Raw genomic sequence first — 16,876 nt, 5'->3', positions numbered from 1 at the left:
GGTGACGCACGATCGATGACGCAACATAAGGATGCATTCGCTGTAAGCGGATGATTTATCGATCAGACCGCTCCACCACCTCGCCAAATCAGCACCGAGATCCGCGTTCTCTGGCCTGAGCGCGCACGCGAACTAATCATTTTTCATCTGATTGAAGCAAACGCCGTCAATATCGTTGAAGACGAGAAGGCCGCCGCACATCTGCCGTGCGGCGGCCTCATCGCCGACAATTCGTCCCGGCTCGTCAGAAGTTGAACGTTGTCGAAACCAGATAGGTGCGGGGCGCGCCCAAGGTGATTACGCCGCTATAGGCGGACGCCCAATACGCCTTGTTGAAGACGTTCTCGACGCTGGCCCGCACGACGATGGGCTTTCCATTCCACGGCGAGGTGAATGTGTAGCGCGCACCAAGATCGACGCGCGTCCAATCCGGCAGCGAGAGCTTGTTGGCAGTGTCGACATATTGCGCACCGGTGTAGACGACACGCCCGGTCAGGGTCAGATCCCTCACGAACGGCGTATCCCACTCGGCGCCGAGATTCACGGTAAGCTCAGGCACGCCGACAGCGCGCTTGCCGTCCGTGGCGCCGCCCGAGGTCTGCTCCTGCACGCCGTGAATATAGGCGACGCCACCGAGGAGCCGAAGCGTCGGCGCGACCTCGCCGAACACGTTGACCTCGGCCCCCGTATTCCGCTGCAGGCCGTTCAGCACCTGCGTGAGCTGCGCCCCCGAGCCCGTCGTGATGACGCTGGGCTTGGAAATATCGAACGCGCTGACCGTCGTCGCGATGCGGCCGAAATCGACCTTGATGCCGGTTTCGACCTGCTTGGTCTGCCCCGGCGGGAACACTGCGCCGGTGTTGGTATAGCCGGAGGGGACGACGACCGGGGTCTGCAGACCCTCGATATAGTTGGCATACAGCGAGACATGCTCGACCGGCTTGACGACCAGCGCATACGCGGGTGTCCAAACCGAGGTATCCGCAAACGGCCGGCTGGCCGAGGGCGTCAGAAGATTCGTGACCTCCGTGCCTGCCGTCTGCCTGCGCGCACCGACCGTCAGCTGAATGCGCTTGTTCAGGATGGACATCGTGTCGGAAACACCGACGCTCCAGAGATTGGCGCCGACGATCTGATTGGCGGCGAGCGTGGTAAAATGGGGTAGCGCTACGCCGGTCGGCTCAGTGTAGAGGTTCCAGTTGAGTACTGGATCACTGGCAGCCTTGGTCACAAGGTGTTGTCCATAGGTCCGGTCCGTGATCGAGTAGCCGATGTTGACCGCGTGGTTGATCGGTCCGGTGTCGGCGTTCAGACGTAGACCTGCCTCGCCGGCAAGAGTCTCGAACCTCTCGCTGCCCGTTCCGGGAAGCGGCACCGAAATCCCACCTGCATTGTCGACCAGGTTCGGCGACGGATATCGGTAGTTGATGTTGCTGTCGTGATAGCCGAACCCCGCATAAGCCGTGATCTTGTCGTTCAGATCGACCTCACCCTTCACGGTCGAATAGAAGTCCGTCGGCACGTAATAGGCCCATGGCACCTGGAAGTTGGTTCCAGCAGCCGGCGGATCCGGAATTTTTGTCAAGGCACCGACGCCGAAAAACCGCAGCGGCGGCGTCAGATTATCGGCCTGATACCCGACATCGGCGTCGATACGGACGTTCTCGCCGTGATAGTCGACTGCGAGATGGGCATTGCCGAGCTCGTCGTGCTGGCGGTTCCACGGCGTATCGCCGTTCGAATAGCCCCCGTTGAAGCGAACGCCCCACTCCTTATGTTCGCCGAAACGGCGGCTGACGTCCATCTGCTCGCCGAATTGCGACTTGGAGACATAGGTCGTCGTCAGTTGCGTGATGTCCGTCTCCGGCGCATGCTTCGTAATGAGATTGACGCTGCCACCGACGGCGCCGCCGCTCGATGCGCCGGTGCCGCCCACCGTCATGCCGTTGAGAAGAGCTGCCGGCCCCTTCAGCAGCTCGACCCGCTCGATGAAGTTGGCAGCCGTCGAATAGTATGGGGCAATGCCCGCCAGCCCGTTCAAGGCGTAGTCGCCGCTGTCGTACTGGAAACCGCGGATGAAGAGGCTGTCGGCGCCGCCGCCGGCCGCCTGGACCGTGCGCACCGAGGGATCGTTGATCAGCACGTCGCGGATCGTGCGCGCCTGCTGGTTCTGAATCAGCTGCGACGTGAAGCTCGTCTGGTTGAACGGCGTGTTCATCACACCGCGATTGCCGAGCAGCCCGAGCCCGCCGCCGCTCGCGACCTGGCCGCCGGCATAGGGCGACGGCGGCGCGCCGATCGTCCCCGTCGACGGCGTCACGTAAGGAACCGGGGCCCTGGGAGGCAGATTGCGCGTGGCGACCCGTCGCTGCACGTTCCGGGTCGACGTCGCCTGGGTCCTTTGGCCGGTCTGTCGCACTTTCGGCTTCGGCGCTTCGACCGTCACATCGGGAAGCTTGATCTGAGCGAAGGCCTGCTGAACACCCGCGACATTCAGCGTGAGCGCCAACGAGCTCACAAGTCCCAATGAAATCGTCAACCCGACGTCTTTATCCGTAACGCGACAAACCATCCTGACACCCCGATCATTCCAAGTTCCAACTTGGTCCGGCGGTGCTCCTAACACACAGGTATTTGGGGATGGCGTCGCACTGCGTAGAACTCGTCTAACGAGCGACGCTCTCGTCGATGCCGTTCGTCCAACAGATTGTCGCTATTGCGATATTTCTTCCTTGCAGCTTCTTCGAAGCCTTCCAAGGAAGCGCGCGCTGCGTAGTATCATGAAGATATTTCGCACTCGATCCAAGGCGATCGTGTCAGCTGATGCAGCTCATGACATGCGACAGTCTCGAACTATCAAGATCACATCAATCAATCTTACGATGAGAACTAATCACATCGCCACTTTTGAATCAATCTTTGCTTTAAATGCGCCACACATCTGCCGGGCGACGCGCAGATCGGAGACGGCACGAAGACTTATGTATCTGATTGTTTCACGCGCAGCGACCAGTTCCAGCGTGGCTCGACGCCATTTTGTTCAACCCCTCGCCCGGCGAATCGAATTCGCGCGGCCGACGCACCACGACGACGCCCGTTCGCAAGGGGAAGATTGACTGATCGAGAGAGAGAGAGTGGTCCGTCAGAGCCGTTACTGGCCGATCGGCGGCATCGCGCGAAAGCACAGCCGACCGGATTGCAGCCCAGTGGTTCGACTCTCAATGGCTAAGGTGACGCCTGCTTGCGCGAACCGGAGACGCCGAGCCTCAGGGAGTCGCGTGTTTCCGCGAGCGCGCCGCGCGGCGGGGCCTTCAGGCCCGGATTCCATCTCACGCTATAGATCAGCGACAGCAGGATCGGAACAGAAAGCCCAAGCCAGCACAGGCCATCCCAGACGCCGTCACCGAACAGCCCGAACGCCAGCCCGGCGGCGGCGACGAGGCCGATAAGCAGCGGCGCACGAAAAACCTGCCAGGCCGAGAGTTGCGCGATGCGCGGCGACGACGTTGCCGACGAGCTCATGGGGACACCGCCAACGGCGAAGCCGATGCGGCGACGCCTGACAGCTTTCTCCTCCCACCCCACCGTTTCACGACCCACAGATACAAGCCACTGCCGAGCACGACGATCGTGATCACATCCAGAAGAGCCCAGATGATCTTCAGCGGCAGCCCGCCATAATCACCGAAGTGCAGCGGCCGCGACACCTGCAGCGCGGTCAGATACCAGGCGAGCTCGGGCACGACCATCTTGGTGCTGTCCTGGGCGTCGACCAGGACCGGCTTGAACATGCGCGCGGTGAGCGGCGTCCGGCCCTTGGTCCAGACCATCACATGTTGCGGGCTGCCGAACCGCGTCGTCGTCGGCATGGTCACGGACGTCACCAGCCGATCCGGAAACGCCGTGCGGACCGCATCGACCGCAGCCTCGACGGACTTCGCTTCCGCCAGCGGCTTGCCCTGATAGGGCGCGAGCAGCGCCGGCATGGTCTGGGCGCGCCAGAGATCGAACAGCGGAACCGCGAGTGTATTGATGGTGCCGGTCAAGCCGACCGCGAGCGCCCAGCTCACCGTGACGATGCCGAGCAGATTGTGCAGGTCGAGCCATTTGAGTCGCGCCGAGCGATCCCGCACCGTGCCGAACTGCAGGCGCCGCATGAACGGCCAGTAGACGACGATGCCCGAGACGATGGAGGCGGCGAACACCAGTCCCATCAGGCCGAGAAAGAGCTCGCCGGGCAGACCGGTGAACATGTCTCTATGGATGCGCAGGATGACGTCCATGACGTCCTGATGCGGCGCCTCCTCGCCGAGAACGATGCCCGTGCGTGCATCCACGGTCAGACGATGGAACTGGCCGGGCACTGGAATGGCTGTCGGCGACATCGCGACCACGACGAGCGGCTCGGCCTGCTTCAGGGTCACGAACAGCGCGTGCTGCTCAGGCAGCTGCTTCCTGGCCGCTGCGATCAGACGGTCGATCGGCAGCACGGGCGTGTCCGGCGGCATCACCGGCGCGGAGATCTCGTCCTCGAGAAGATGATTGATCTCGTCATGGAAGATCAGCGGAAGTCCCGTCAGACACAGCATCAGCAGGAAGATCATGCTGATCAACGACGTCCAGGCGTGAATCTGGACCCACAGCCGCGTTGCACTCGAACTCACCATGCTCACCCCAACTTCGACGCGCGCGCAACGGCACCGGACACCTTATGTCTGATGCCGATTTCACTGCCGTTCCGAGGAGCTTCGGCAGCGCCGATCAGACCCGGCCAATCCGGAACGACCCAAACAGAACGAAAGAGCGCGGACGATGAGTGCATGACTTTCAGATTATGCTTTTCGTACGACTGATTTTCGTACGACTGACAAGACGATCAAATGTCGCACGACGAGGGCTTCGTCTCTCGGCACGAGCGAGATCTGCATCATGCTGACCACGTCCGGCTGCATCAAACCAATTCGACAAGGCCGCCGTTGGAATCGCTTTAAGGTGCGACACGCAGGTGACTTTCTTCACCGGTCGCGCAGTCGCAGTTCGAACTCCCGGTGTCGCGACTGAGGCCGAATTTTGGAGCGCTCCGGCACACAGCTTTGCCTTGTGCTTCGATCCCGATGGCGAACTGCTGCGATCGTCTGCTTTGGCCGGCGCTCAGGCGTGATAGCCGTCAGGAGTGCGGCCGTCGGTGTGACGCGATCATGTCGAGCTGAGCGGAGCGAGCGGAACCGAATCTTCTTGCCGCCCCCCGCATGACGACAGATTGCCAGCATTCGCCGCAGCAGGTCGGCCGACGGTCCGCAGCAGACGGGTCAATCAGAGCTCGTGCTCGAACGCCTCGCGCTCGGCGCGGGTCAGATGCAGGCCGTGCTTGGTGCGCCGGTCCAGGACATCGGCCGCGGTCGCAGCCCACTCACGCGCGCGCAGATAGGCGAGCTCGCGCTCGTAGAAAGTGCCGCCGAAATGACGGCCGAGATCGTCGCGCTTGCGAGCCGGACCGAGCAGGTCGCGCGCGCAGGTGCCGTAGAGCCGCGCATAGTGTGCCACCGCCTCGCGCGGCAATTCCGGGTACTCGCTGGCGAGATCGGCGAGGAACTGATCGAACGACGCGCCGAGATCGCCACCGGGAAGACAAGCGCTCGCCGTCGACGCCGGTCCCAGTTGCGGAAACCACGGCGCGAGACGCTCCAGCGCGTGCTCGGCCAGCCGGCGAAACGTCGTGATCTTACCGCCGAAGATCGACAGCAGCGGCGGCTGATCCGGCGTGCCATGAACCTCGAACACGTAGTCGCGCGTCACGGCGGACGGATTGTCGGCATTGTCGTCATAGAGCGGCCGCACGCCGGAGAAGGCATGGATGATGTCGCCTCGCCCCGGCGCGGCTCGGAAATAGCGGTCGAGCACGGCGAGCAGATAGTCGATCTCGCCGCCGTCGATCGCAACGTCCTCCGCGCGGCCATCATGCACGATGTCGGTGGTGCCGATCAAAGCGAGATCGGTCTCGTACGGATTGACGAAGATGACGCGGCGGTCGGTGTTCTGCAGCAGATAGGCCTGCGATCCGCTCCAGAACTTCGGCACCACCAGATGGCTGCCCTTGACCAGCCGCACGCTATGCGCGGAGTTGAGGCCGGCGACGCCCTGCACGACGTCCTGCACCCAGGGCCCGGCGGCGTTCACCAGCGCACGCGCGCGGACGGTCTCCAGCTCGCCTCTCTCGTTGCGCATCTCCAGCTGCCAGGTGCCATTCTCGCGGCGTGCGCTCACGGCACGGGTGCGCGGCAGGATCGTCGCGCCCTTGCGCGCGGCATCGACGAGGTTGAGGATCACCAGCCTGGAATCATCGACCCAGCAGTCCGAATATTCGAAGCCGCGCCGGAATTCGGGACGCAGCGGCGCGCCTTCCGGCTCATGCGCGAGATCGACGTTGCGGCTCGCCGGCAGCTGCTTGCGGCCGCCGAGATGGTCGTAGAGAAACAACCCGGTGCGCACCAGCCAAGCGGGACGCTGCTCCGGCGAGTGCGGCAGCACGAAGCGCATCGGCCAGATGATGTGCGGCGCCGAGGCGAGCAGAACCTCGCGCTCGATCAGCGCTTCGCGGACGAGGCGAAACTCGTAGTACTCGAGATAACGCAGGCCGCCATGGATCAGCTTGCCCGAGCGCGACGAGGTGCCCTCGGCGAAATCGTCCTTCTCGCACAACAGCACCTTCAGGCCGCGGCCGGCGGCATCACGGGCGATACCAGCGCCATTGATGCCGCCGCCGATCACGGCGAGGTCCAACAAGCCGTGATCGGGTCCGCAGCGTGAAACCGTCGCATTCATCGCTTGCCGCTGCGCTTCTTCTCAGGCTTGCTGCGTGCAGCGGCGCGCGCCTTCGTTGCCGCCTTGGCGGGCTTCGCCGGTTTTGCCTTGGGCTCCTGCAGGCCGTAGGTCGAAAATCCCTGCGCCGTCTCGGCGATCTCGGCGTCGCCCAGGATATGCGGCTGGCCGAGCGCCAGCGACAGATAATATTGCCGGGCGATGGTCTCGAGCTCGACCGCGAGCCACATCGCCTTGTCGAGATTGGCGCCGACCGCGATCATGCCGTGATTGGCGAGCAGGCAGCCATTGCGCCCCTCCAGCGCGGCGAGTGCGAGCTCGGACAACTCGGCCGTGCCGTAGCGCGCGTAGCCGGCACAGCGGATGTCGGTGCCGCCGAACGCCGCCATCATGTAATGGCAGGCCGGAATCGACTTGCGCGCGATGGCAAGCACGGTGGCGTAGGTCGAATGGGTGTGCACGACACCACCGACGTCCGGTCGCCCGCGCATGATGTCGAGATGAAAGCGCCATTCCGTCGAGGGCTTCAGCGGTCCCTCCCAGGATCCGTACGCGCCCTCGAGCGGCATCGCGGCGATCATCTCCGGCTTCATCGCATCATAGGGCGTCGCCGACGGCGTGATCAGCATCACGTCCTTGTAGCGGGCGGAGATGTTGCCCGACGTGCCCTGGTTCAGACCCGACGCGTTCATCCATCGACACTTGGCGATGATGTTCTCGCGGATCAGTCGTTCCTCGCGGGTCATGTCGAAAACCTTTCGTCGTCAGCAGGGATTGAGCGGCGGCTCGCCGGCGAGATAGCGGCGAACCTCTTCGGCCGCCTGGTCGGCGGCAAAGGTGACGGTGCGCACGGAAGCACCGGCGATGTGCGGCGTCAGCGTGACGTTGGGAAGCTGCAACAGCGGCCAGTCCGGCGGCACCGGCTCGACGGCATAGGTGTCGAGCATCGCGCCGGCGAGCCGCTGCGAGCTGAGCGCTTCATAGAGCGCGTGATAGTCGACCAGCGGGCCGCGCGCCGTGTTGATCAGGATCGCGCCGGGCTTGATCTTCGCCAGCGCCTCGCGATCGATGAAGCCGGTGGTCTCTGCGGTCACCCGGGCATGCAGGCTGATGACATCGGCCCGCGCCAGCAGCTCGGCCAGCGCGACATGCTCGACACCGTCATTGCGGTCCTGTGCGCTGAGCTGCACGTAAGGGTCTGTCACCAGGATCCTGCAGCCGAACGCCTTCAACAGCTTCACCACGCGGGTGCCGATCGCACCGTAGCCGACGATGCCGACGGTCATCTCGCCGAGCTCGCGGCCGGTACGGTCGGCGCGGTAGAGATCGCCGCGCCACTCCCCGCCCCGCATGGATTCGTGACCACTGCGGATCAGCCTGGTCTCCGCGAGCATCGCGCCGATGGTGAACTCGGCCACCGCGCTGGCATTGCGTCCGGGCGTGTTGACGACGAGCACGCCGTGATCGCGCGCCGCCTGCATATCGACATTGACCGGACCGCCGCGCGACACCGCAATGAATTTGAGGCCCGGCAGCCGCTGCAGCATCGCGCGCGAGATCGGGGCGAGATGCGTCACCAGCAAAGGCGCTTCGCCGATGAACTCGGCGAGTTCGTCCGGGTCGCCCATGAACTCCTTCAGGCCGTCGAGCTTGGAGCCGGCATAGCCGTGCTCCATCGGCTCATCCGGCCAGGGCTGCTCGAGCATGCGGATGTCGACGCCGTCGCCGCAGATGGCGGTGATGCGCTCGGCAAACACCGAGGGCAACATGAAACGGTCGCCGATGATGGCGATGGAATGAGACGACGAGCTAGACATGGCCTGCACCTGCGCGCTGAGCCGCCAGCTGCTTCCAGATGGGACGTGCCGCCAGGCGGGCTTCGACATAGGCCGGAAACATTCGCTCGTAGCGTTCAGCCAGCGCCGCATCAGGCGCTTGCGGCACATCCAGATACGGTCTCACCCAGTCCTCCGCGCAGCTCATCATATCCGGGTACAGCCCGGTCGCGACCGCCGCGATCATTGCGGCGCCCGACGCCCCGGCCTCCTCGCGACGGCAGACCCGAATGGTGCTGCCCAGCGCAGCGCCGAGAATGGTGCCCAGCGCACGGCTCCGTGCCGCGCCACCGGTCAGGCGGATCTCCGCGGGCTGCGATCCCATCGCCGCGTAGCAGTCACGCGCTGCAAACGCCAGTCCCTCCATCACGGCCCGCATCAGATCCCAATAGCCGTGACGGGTGCGCAGGCCGATCAGCTGCGCCGCGGCCTCATGGGACACGAACGGGCCGCGCTCGCCGGCATCGGAGATGAAGGGATGATAGAGCAGCTCGCCCGCTCTTGCCTCGAGCACACGCTCGTCCAGGCGCCTGATCAAGTCGGTGCGCGACCGCACGATGCCTTCCATCGCGAGCACGCCGCGGGCGACATCGAGCAGCCAGTCGATGTTCAGGGTCGCGGCCATGGTGGATTGCATCTGCGCATAGTGGCCCGGCACCGGGAACGGCATCGTATAACCGGTCGCCTCTGCGTTCAGCTTGACTGCATCTGCTCCCGTCACCAGCCGCATGTGCATCCCGGTCGAGCCGATGATGGTGCAGCCGACATCGGGCGATGGGTCGTAGAGTCCGCCGCCGAGCGCGTTGCAGATCACGTCGACACAACCCAGCGAGACCGGCACGCCTGCCGGCAGTCCCGTCTCCGCCGCAGCTGTTGCCGTCAAGCCGTGCGTCGTCGCGACGCCATCGACGACATCTGGAAACAGCCGCGCGGAATCGGCGATGCCGATCAGGCGCGCAGCCTCGCCATCGAAGCCGCGCTTGCGGAAATCGCCGCACGAGAACGTCGCCTCCGACGGATCGGTGGCGCGCTGCGCCGTCAGCTTGAAATAGAGCCAGTCCTTGCAATGAAACACCGTGCTGGCGCGCGCCAGCATGTCAGCATCATGCGCCTGCAGCCAGGCCAGCTGCGGACCCTGCTGGCACGCATTGAGCCCGGACCCGGTGCGCCGATAGTGCGCGGCGTTGCGCTCGCCGGCACGGAAGGATTCGACGAAGCCTGCCGCACGCGAGTCGAGCCACAGCAAGGCCGGCGCGACGGGACGGCCATCGGCATCGATCAGCCAGGTGCCGTCGCCCTGGCCCGTCACGGCGATCGTGGCGACACGGCGGGCGAGATCCGGAAGCGCCGCACCGAGCCCGCGCAGCGCCGCCACCGTGTCGCTCCAGGTCCGCTCCATGTCCTGCTCGACGCGGCCGCCCGGCGCCGTGGTGTAGCTATTTGCAACGGCGAAATCGCCGATCTGCCGGCCATCCCGCGCAAACGCAACCGCCTTGATCACCGAGGTGCCGGCGTCGATGCCGATCATGATATCGCGGGTCGCGGTGGACGCCGTCATGAGCGCGCCTCCGCGTGGCGGACGCAGACGCCGTCGGCGCCGAAGATATGGAGATGGCGGGAGTCCAGCGTGCACGGCACGACGTCACCCGGCCGCGCGGCGACCTTGCTCGGGCTCACGGCGACCAGCAGGTGACCCGCGCATTCACCGGCGACGTGCGCCTGATCGCCGAGCCATTGGTTGGAGACGACGCGCAGCCGCGCCTCGCCGCTGCCGATCGCGATCCGCTGCGGACGGATACCGACCTTGATCCGATCGGCCTGCACCAGCGCCTGTTGCGCCGTGACGTCGAGCGTCTGCCTGGGGATATGGAAGGACACGTCGGAGCCCACCGACAAGCGGAAGCCGCCCTCCTCCTGCGCCACCGCCGTCTCCAGCAGGTTCATCGGCGGCTCGCCGATGAAGCTCGCGACGAACAGATTGGCCGGGCGGTTCTTCAGCTCCTTCTCACTGGCGAACTGCTGCAGCACGCCGTCCTCCATGACGGCGATGCGATCGGCGAGCGCGCTCGCCTCGGTCTGATCATGGGTGACGAAGATCGCCGTCATGCCGCGCTCGGCGAGCAGGCCCTTGATGCGGCCGCGCAGCACGGCGCGGAGCTGCGGCTCGAGCTGTCCCATCGGCTCATCGAGCAGATAGAGATCGGCATCGCGCACCAGCGCGCGCGCTAGCGACACGCGCTGCTGCTGGCCGCCCGAAAGCGCGCGCGGATGATGATCGAGGATATCCTCGATCTCGACCAGGCGGGCGATGCTGTCGACGCGCTGCGCGATCTCGGCGCGCGATAATTGCTGCGCCTTCAGAGCGAAGCCGATGTTCTCGCGCACCGTCAGCGGCGGATAGAGCGAATAGCCTTCGAACGCCATCGCCACCTTGCGCTTCGCCGGTGGCAGATCATGGATCGGCCGCTGCGCCAGCGCGATCGATCCCGACGACACGCTCTCGAAGCCTGCGATCATGCGCAGCGTCGAGGTCTTGCCGCATCCCGACGAGCCCAGCAGCGCAACGATCTCGCCCCGCCTCACCTCCATGTCGAGCGCGCGCACGGCATGGACCGGCGGCTTGCCCCTGGAGTGATAGACCTTGTCGACGTTGCGGATCTCGAGCATGCCCATGACCGATCCTTACGCCGCCTGCCGCCGCGGCGGCACGCCGATGCGTTCTCCGGTGGCGTGGTCGAACAGCAGCGCCGCATCGGGCGCGAACCGCACGAACACATCCTCGTCGGCGCCCGCCTCCAGCGCCTCGGGCGCCAGCGCCGCCAGCCATTCGGACTCGTCGGCGAAGCGCAGCAGCACCACGGCGCGTTCGTGGATCGGCGTGACCGCGACGATGCGCGCCGGGATCGCGCCTTCGCCGCCTTGACGCGTCACCACGACATCGTCGGGCCGGACGCCGAGCCAGCATCGCTCCCGGGTAACGGACGGCAACTCATCCGCATCGAGCCGGATCTGCGTCCCGGCAACGGCTGCGGTCAGCCGGCCCTGTTCCGGCACTGGCGTGACCTCCGAGAGATTGATGCTTGGATCACCGAACAGCCGCGCCACCGCGACCGACGCCGGCCGCGCATAGATATCCTCCGGACGCGCCACCTGCACCAGGCGGCCGTTGATCAGCACCGCGATGCGATCGGCGATCGCCATCGCCTCGCGATAATCCTGCGTCACATAGAGCACTGCCGCCGAGCTGCGGCGCAACAGGCTCGGTAGCTCCAGCCGCATCTCATAGCGCAGCTTGGCATCGACGTTGCGCAGGGGATCGTCGAGCAGCAGCACGCCGGGGTTGCCGATCAGCGCGCGTGCCAGCGCCGTACGCTGCTTCTGGCCGTTGGACAATTCGCGCGGCTTGTGGCCGAGCACGTGCTCGATCTTCAGCAGCCGACTCATCGCGGCCACCTTCGTCGTGATGTCAGCCGCGCCGGTCCCGCGCAGGCCGCTGGCGATGTTGTCGCGCGCGCTCATGTGCGGAAACAGCGCGAAATTCTGGAACGCCATGCCGATGCCGCGCTGCTCCGGCGGCGCATCGACGATCGAGCGGCCGCCGATGAGAATGTCGCCCTCATCAGGCTCGAACATGCCGGCGATCATGCGCAAGAGCACGGTCTTGCCGCTACCCGACGGACCGAACACGGCGACGATCTCGCCGGGCTCGACGGTCAGCGACACGCCCCTCGCGCAGCTGACGGCGCCGAATGTCTTATCAACGGCTTTGAGTTCGAGACGCGCCATCTATCCTCAACCCTTCACTGCACCGAGCGACAGACCTTCGACGAGATAGCGCTGCGCATAGAGCGCGAGCAGCAGGGTCGGCGTGACCGAGAGCACGATCGCCGCGGCGATCTGGCCGTACTGAATGCCGGACGCCGTCACGAAGGCAAGCGCGCCGACCGTCACCGGCTGCTTGTCGGCGGAGGCCAGGATCAGCGCAAAGACGAAATTGTTCCAGCAGAAGATGAACGACAACAGGCCGGCCGCCGCAATGCCCGGCCCGGCCAGCGGCACGGCGATGCGCGTGAACGCCTCGCGCCAGGAGTGACCAGCGAGCCGGTAGGCGTGCTCGATATCAGGGCTGATGTCCTCGAAATAGCCACGCACGATCCACAGGATCAGCGGCAGCGCGATCAGCTGGTAAACCCAGACGATGCCGAAATACGTGTCGTTCAGGCCGAGCTGCTGGTAGTAGAGCGAGAGCGGCAGCAGCACCAAAAGCGGCGGCGCGAAGCGGAACGAGAGAAGCGTGAAGGCGATGGTCTCGCCGAGCCGGAACTTGAACCGCGCGAACGCATAGGCCGCGGGCACGCCGAGCAGCAACGCCAGGATCACCGAGGCGCTCGACAGGATGAAACTGTTCATCAGGTTGCGCATGAAGGTGAGCTGCAGATTGCCGGCAGCAGTCTTGAGCTGGCCCGAGATCAGCGCCTCGTAATTGGCGAGCGTCGGCTCGAACAGGATGCGCGGTGGGATCCTCAGGATCTGCTCATTGCTCTGGAACGACATCATGAGGATCCAGACGATCGGAAACATGAAGAACACGAGCACCAGCGCCAGCGCGATGCCGCGAAAGATGCGTCCAGCCAGGCTGGAGTGATCCATGACGTCCCTCCCTCAGGCGTGGCCGTGGGCGCGTGCGCGCAGCCGCAGCCAGTTCTTGATGAAGATGTTCGACAGGATGTTGGTGATCAGCCAGAGGATCATCAAAAGCGCCGCCGAGCGTCCGACATTGGTGTACTGGAAGAACTCGAGGTAGGCCTGGACCTGAAACACCATCAGCCGGTCGCCGGGGCCGCCTTGCGTCATCGCATAGACGATGTCGAACTGCTGGATCGAATCCAGCAGACGAAACAGCGATGCGGTGATGATGTAGGGCGCGAGCATCGGCAAGGTGATGCGGAAGAACACGAAGCTCGCGGGGACACCATCCAGCGCCGCCGCCTCGAACGGCTGCCGCGGCAGCGAGCGCAGGCCCGCCAGCAGCAGGATCATGATGAACGGCGTGTAGACCCAGACATCGACCAGGACGACGGTGAACAGCGCGGTCGATGGGTCGGAGGCCCATTTGAAATCATGCGCGCCGAGCAGGCCGACCAGGTAGGACAGGATACCGAAGCTCGGATTGGTCATCAGCTTCCACATCAGGGCGGCGATCGCGGGCGCCGTCATCAGCGGCAGCAGCAGCATGATCGAGACGGCGTTGTGGAAGCGTGACGGCCGCCGTAGCAGAAGCGCGATGCCGAGGCCGAGCAGCAGCTCGGCGATCACGGTCACCGCGGTGTAGACGAGCGAGATCCGCAACGTGTTCCAGAACGCCGGATCGGACAGGAAGTCGATGTAGTTGTCGAGGCCGATGAAGCCACGCAGATACGGCAGGTTGAGCCGGTAGCGCTGCAGCGAATAGATCGCGGCGGTCACGAACGGCACCAGGATCGCGATGCAGACCAGCAGCGCCGGCAGGCTCAGCAGGTACGGCAGCAGGCGACCGCGCCATCGTTTCGTACGGCGCGGCGTCGCCTCGGTCTCGACAAGTTGGGCCATGCTCATGACAGGCGTGATCACATCGTCGCTGGAAGGTGGGCCGGTCCGGACGCCCGTGGGGGAGCGGCCGGACCGGCGGGTGGTCATGGAACGAGCGTCGCCCGGCCTCAGCCGAGGCCGGCCTGCTTCAACTGACGGTTGATGCTGTCGGCCAGCTTGTCGAGGCCCTCGTCGACGCTGATCTCCTTGGCCACCATCTTCTGCAGCGACGCGGCCCACTCCGTGGTGAGGTCGAAGAACAACGGCTGCGCCGTGAAGTAGATCTTCGCCCCCGGTGCGGAGAGGTCGTGCTGCTCGAGATAGCCCGGATAGGATTTGGCGATGCGGTCGCGGAATTCGCTGTCCTTCCACACGGAGGTGCGGACCGGATTGACGAAGTCCATCTTGCGGGCGCCGAACAGATCGTGCTCGACCGAGGCCGCCCATTGCATGAACAGCCACGCCGCGTCCTTCTGCTTGGAGAAGCTCGACATCGCCAGCGACCAGATCCAGACGTTCGGCGTCGGCGCCTTGGCGGCCGGATTGGCCGCGAACGGCGCATAGCCGAGATTGCCGCGTTCCTTGTTCTCGCCGCCGTTCATGAAGTAGCCGAGGATGTCGGCGTCGAAGATCATGCCGGAGGCGCCGGCGCCGAGATCGGTGCCGACCTGGTACCAGGTGTAGGTCGACCAGTTCTTCGGGCCCGAGCCCTGGATCATCTTGACCCACTTGTCGTGGAAGTCCTTCGAGGCCTTGGTGTTCATCGCGGCCTTGAGCTTGCCGCCCTCCATCACGAAGTCCTTCTGCCCGAAATTGGAATAGGCGGACAGGAAGCCCGGATGGATGGTGGCCCAGGAGCGCGAGCCGCGCACGCCGACGCCATAGGGACCACCGGCGTCCTTGGTGATCTTGGCGGCGACGTCGAGCATCTCGTCGAGGTTCTTCGGCGGCTTGACGCCGACCTTGTCGAAGATGTTGCGGTTATAGGTGATGTTGTTGAGCTCGTAGCCCCACGGGATGCACCATTGCTTGGCCTTGCCCGAGCCGAGCTCGGAACCGGCGACGCCGTCCCACGCCGTCGACGAGCGCAGGCCCGGCAGCACGTCGTCCCAGGCGAAGGCCGGATTGGTCTTGGCGGGATCCTTGATGTAGGTGTTGAGGTCCTCGATCCATCCGGCCGGACCATAGGTCCACGTCATGTAGGCGCCGGTCATGAACGCGTCGTACTGATCGGACTTCGACGACAGCGCCGCCGTCACCTTGTCGAAATAGACGTCCTCCGGAAAGATGTCATAGGTGACATTCATGCCCGTGAGGCTCTTGAACGCCTCGATGTCGCCGATCATCGCATCGACGTAGGGATGCTTGTTCAGGAGCAGCCTGACGGTCTTGCCGCTCTGGGCCTTCCAGTTGAAATCGGCGGCCATCGCGCGGGACATCGCGGAGGCGAAGGCGGCATTGGCGGCAACACCGGCGATGCCGAGCTTGGCGGCACCGTCGAGCAGATCACGCCGGCTGATGCGCTTGCCGGCGTAGGACGCAAATAGGTTCTTCTCGCGATCGTACATGATACCCTCCCATTTTGTTTTTGTCTTGACTTGTTCGCGTCTACCTTCCCTTCCGACCCTTGTTCTTGGAGTTGCCGGATGTTTTCTCCGGCTTGTCGGTTGCGAGTGCCTGAGCCGTCGTCTCGTCGATGATGAGACCGTTCAGGAAGCCGCTGCGCAGTACTGCGCGCAGGGCTGTTATCTTTGCCTCGCCGCCGCCGATGGCGACGATGCGGTGTTTCTTGAGATCGCGGGCTGCCATCGAGGTGGCGCGTGCCGACAGATCGAGATCGAGCAGTTCGCCGTCGGCATTGAAGAAATGCCCGAGCAGATCGGCACAGGCGCCGGCGCGCTTGAGCTCGACGACCTCGTCCGGCTTGATCATGCCGCTCGACACCAGGAAGCCGTCGGCGTGGATCTGGCCGATGCCGACGAACAGCAGCGACGCCGCGCGGGCGAGCGCGAACACGTCGGCAATGCCGAACTGCTGCATCAATACGGCGCGGTCGGCCACGGAATTGGCGAACACCGGCACCGGCAAGAGATACGCCTCGGCACCGGTGCGCTCGGCCAGGCGGTGGATCACGTCGAACGGATTGGCGGCGAATTTGCGCGTCAGGCCGCCGAGCAGCGACACGAACTGGACGTCCCGCGCCGGCGTCTGCGGCAGCTGCGCCACGACGGCCGCGAGCGTGCGGCCATGGCCGACACCGATGATCTTGTCGTCGCCGCGCTCCAGGATCTGCCGGAGGAAGCTGGCGCCTTCCAGCGCCAGCGCCTTCAGCGGCAGGTCGCCCTCGCCGAGATCCGGCGCGACACGGCAGAAGGCGAGCCCGTATCGTTCGGCCAGCGCGTTCTCCAGCGCGACGCATTCGGCCACCGGCCCTTCGACGAACACGCGGATCATGCCTTCGCGGCTGGCCCGCGCGATCAGCCGGTGCGCCTTGGTGCTCTGGATATTGAGCCGGTCGGCCACCTCCGACTGCGTCAGCCCGGCGGCAAAATAGAGCCAGGCTGCGCGCGTCGCGAGCGAGGCCTCGCCGTCCACCATGGGCGCCCTGTCGGAAGCTGTCGTCACGCCGGAATGCCTGCTTGCAAATTTCTTCA

At 64.9% G+C, this 16,876-nt stretch carries 13 protein-coding genes; all 13 read right to left on the bottom strand.

The window, feature by feature from the left end:
• Positions 1–244: 244 nt before the first annotated feature.
• The 13 genes from LQG66_RS00415 to LQG66_RS00355 all read right to left on the bottom strand — a co-directional run bounded on the left by LQG66_RS00415 (position 245) and on the right by LQG66_RS00355 (position 16,820).
• Positions 245–2,572 (bottom strand): TonB-dependent receptor, encoded by a 2,328-nt coding sequence (locus LQG66_RS00415; protein ID WP_231322163.1) that lies wholly within the window; start codon positions 2,570–2,572, stop codon positions 245–247.
• 653 nt (positions 2,573–3,225) lie between these two features.
• Positions 3,226–3,522, bottom strand: coding sequence for a hypothetical protein (locus LQG66_RS00410; RefSeq protein ID WP_231322160.1), 297 nt, complete (start codon positions 3,520–3,522; stop codon positions 3,226–3,228).
• On the bottom strand, positions 3,519–4,667 hold the full coding sequence (locus tag LQG66_RS00405; protein ID WP_231322157.1) for a PepSY-associated TM helix domain-containing protein: 1,149 nt from the start codon (positions 4,665–4,667) through the stop codon (positions 3,519–3,521). Before LQG66_RS00405 ends, LQG66_RS00410 begins: the two co-directional genes overlap by 4 nt.
• 646 nt (positions 4,668–5,313) lie before the next feature.
• Positions 5,314–6,822: a glycerol-3-phosphate dehydrogenase gene (locus LQG66_RS00400; RefSeq protein WP_231322154.1), complete on the bottom strand. Its 1,509-nt coding sequence runs from the start codon at positions 6,820–6,822 to the stop codon at positions 5,314–5,316.
• Entirely contained in the window at positions 6,819–7,565 is a 747-nt protein-coding gene (locus LQG66_RS00395; protein WP_231322152.1) for a class II aldolase/adducin family protein, read from the bottom strand. The genes LQG66_RS00400 and LQG66_RS00395 overlap by 4 nt, the downstream gene beginning before the upstream one ends.
• A gap of 18 nt (positions 7,566–7,583) precedes the next feature.
• The gene (locus tag LQG66_RS00390) at positions 7,584–8,636 is read right to left on the bottom strand and encodes a 2-hydroxyacid dehydrogenase (RefSeq protein WP_231322149.1); all 1,053 of its coding nucleotides are present in this window, start codon (positions 8,634–8,636) and stop codon (positions 7,584–7,586) included.
• Positions 8,629–10,212 carry an FGGY-family carbohydrate kinase gene (locus LQG66_RS00385; RefSeq protein WP_231322147.1) on the bottom strand — a complete coding sequence of 528 codons (1,584 nt, stop codon included), beginning with the start codon at positions 10,210–10,212 and terminating at the stop codon, positions 8,629–8,631. Before LQG66_RS00385 ends, LQG66_RS00390 begins: the two co-directional genes overlap by 8 nt.
• Complete coding sequence (locus LQG66_RS00380) at positions 10,209–11,321, bottom strand: ABC transporter ATP-binding protein (protein WP_231327645.1); 1,113 nt, start codon at positions 11,319–11,321, stop codon at positions 10,209–10,211. Before LQG66_RS00380 ends, LQG66_RS00385 begins: the two co-directional genes overlap by 4 nt.
• 15 nt (positions 11,322–11,336) lie before the next feature.
• Positions 11,337–12,440 carry an ABC transporter ATP-binding protein gene (locus tag LQG66_RS00375; protein ID WP_231322144.1) on the bottom strand — a complete coding sequence of 368 codons (1,104 nt, stop codon included), beginning with the start codon at positions 12,438–12,440 and terminating at the stop codon, positions 11,337–11,339.
• A gap of 6 nt (positions 12,441–12,446) precedes the next feature.
• Positions 12,447–13,304: a carbohydrate ABC transporter permease gene (locus LQG66_RS00370; RefSeq protein WP_231322142.1), complete on the bottom strand. Its 858-nt coding sequence runs from the start codon at positions 13,302–13,304 to the stop codon at positions 12,447–12,449.
• A 12-nt stretch (positions 13,305–13,316) separates the two neighbouring features.
• Entirely contained in the window at positions 13,317–14,243 is a 927-nt protein-coding gene (locus tag LQG66_RS00365) for a carbohydrate ABC transporter permease (RefSeq protein ID WP_231327644.1), read from the bottom strand.
• Positions 14,244–14,350: 107 nt separating this feature from the next.
• Positions 14,351–15,790, bottom strand: coding sequence for an extracellular solute-binding protein (locus LQG66_RS00360; RefSeq protein ID WP_231322139.1), 1,440 nt, complete (start codon positions 15,788–15,790; stop codon positions 14,351–14,353).
• A 40-nt stretch (positions 15,791–15,830) separates the two neighbouring features.
• Complete coding sequence (locus tag LQG66_RS00355; RefSeq protein WP_231327643.1) at positions 15,831–16,820, bottom strand: sugar-binding transcriptional regulator; 990 nt, start codon at positions 16,818–16,820, stop codon at positions 15,831–15,833.
• Between the last annotated feature and the right edge of the window lie 56 nt (positions 16,821–16,876).

The organism is Bradyrhizobium ontarionense, assembly GCF_021088345.1.
GTDB lineage: Bacteria > Pseudomonadota > Alphaproteobacteria > Rhizobiales > Xanthobacteraceae > Bradyrhizobium > Bradyrhizobium ontarionense.
This window is presented reverse-complemented; position numbering and strand designations above follow the sequence as displayed.

What these genes read in the sequence shown, in the direction of transcription:
- LQG66_RS00415 (WP_231322163.1), bottom strand. Translation starts at nt 2,572, where the DNA reads ATGGTTTGTCGCGTTACGGATAAAGACGTCGGGTTGACGATTTCATTG.
- LQG66_RS00410 (WP_231322160.1), bottom strand. Translation starts at nt 3,522, where the DNA reads ATGAGCTCGTCGGCAACGTCGTCGCCGCGCATCGCGCAACTCTCGGCC.
- LQG66_RS00405 (WP_231322157.1), bottom strand. Translation starts at nt 4,667, where the DNA reads ATGGTGAGTTCGAGTGCAACGCGGCTGTGGGTCCAGATTCACGCCTGG.
- LQG66_RS00400 (WP_231322154.1), bottom strand. Translation starts at nt 6,822, where the DNA reads ATGAATGCGACGGTTTCACGCTGCGGACCCGATCACGGCTTGTTGGAC.
- LQG66_RS00395 (WP_231322152.1), bottom strand. Translation starts at nt 7,565, where the DNA reads ATGACCCGCGAGGAACGACTGATCCGCGAGAACATCATCGCCAAGTGT.
- LQG66_RS00390 (WP_231322149.1), bottom strand. Translation starts at nt 8,636, where the DNA reads ATGTCTAGCTCGTCGTCTCATTCCATCGCCATCATCGGCGACCGTTTC.
- LQG66_RS00385 (WP_231322147.1), bottom strand. Translation starts at nt 10,212, where the DNA reads ATGACGGCGTCCACCGCGACCCGCGATATCATGATCGGCATCGACGCC.
- LQG66_RS00380 (WP_231327645.1), bottom strand. Translation starts at nt 11,321, where the DNA reads ATGCTCGAGATCCGCAACGTCGACAAGGTCTATCACTCCAGGGGCAAG.
- LQG66_RS00375 (WP_231322144.1), bottom strand. Translation starts at nt 12,440, where the DNA reads ATGGCGCGTCTCGAACTCAAAGCCGTTGATAAGACATTCGGCGCCGTC.
- LQG66_RS00370 (WP_231322142.1), bottom strand. Translation starts at nt 13,304, where the DNA reads ATGGATCACTCCAGCCTGGCTGGACGCATCTTTCGCGGCATCGCGCTG.
- LQG66_RS00365 (WP_231327644.1), bottom strand. Translation starts at nt 14,243, where the DNA reads ATGGCCCAACTTGTCGAGACCGAGGCGACGCCGCGCCGTACGAAACGA.
- LQG66_RS00360 (WP_231322139.1), bottom strand. Translation starts at nt 15,790, where the DNA reads ATGTACGATCGCGAGAAGAACCTATTTGCGTCCTACGCCGGCAAGCGC.
- LQG66_RS00355 (WP_231327643.1), bottom strand. Translation starts at nt 16,820, where the DNA reads ATGGTGGACGGCGAGGCCTCGCTCGCGACGCGCGCAGCCTGGCTCTAT.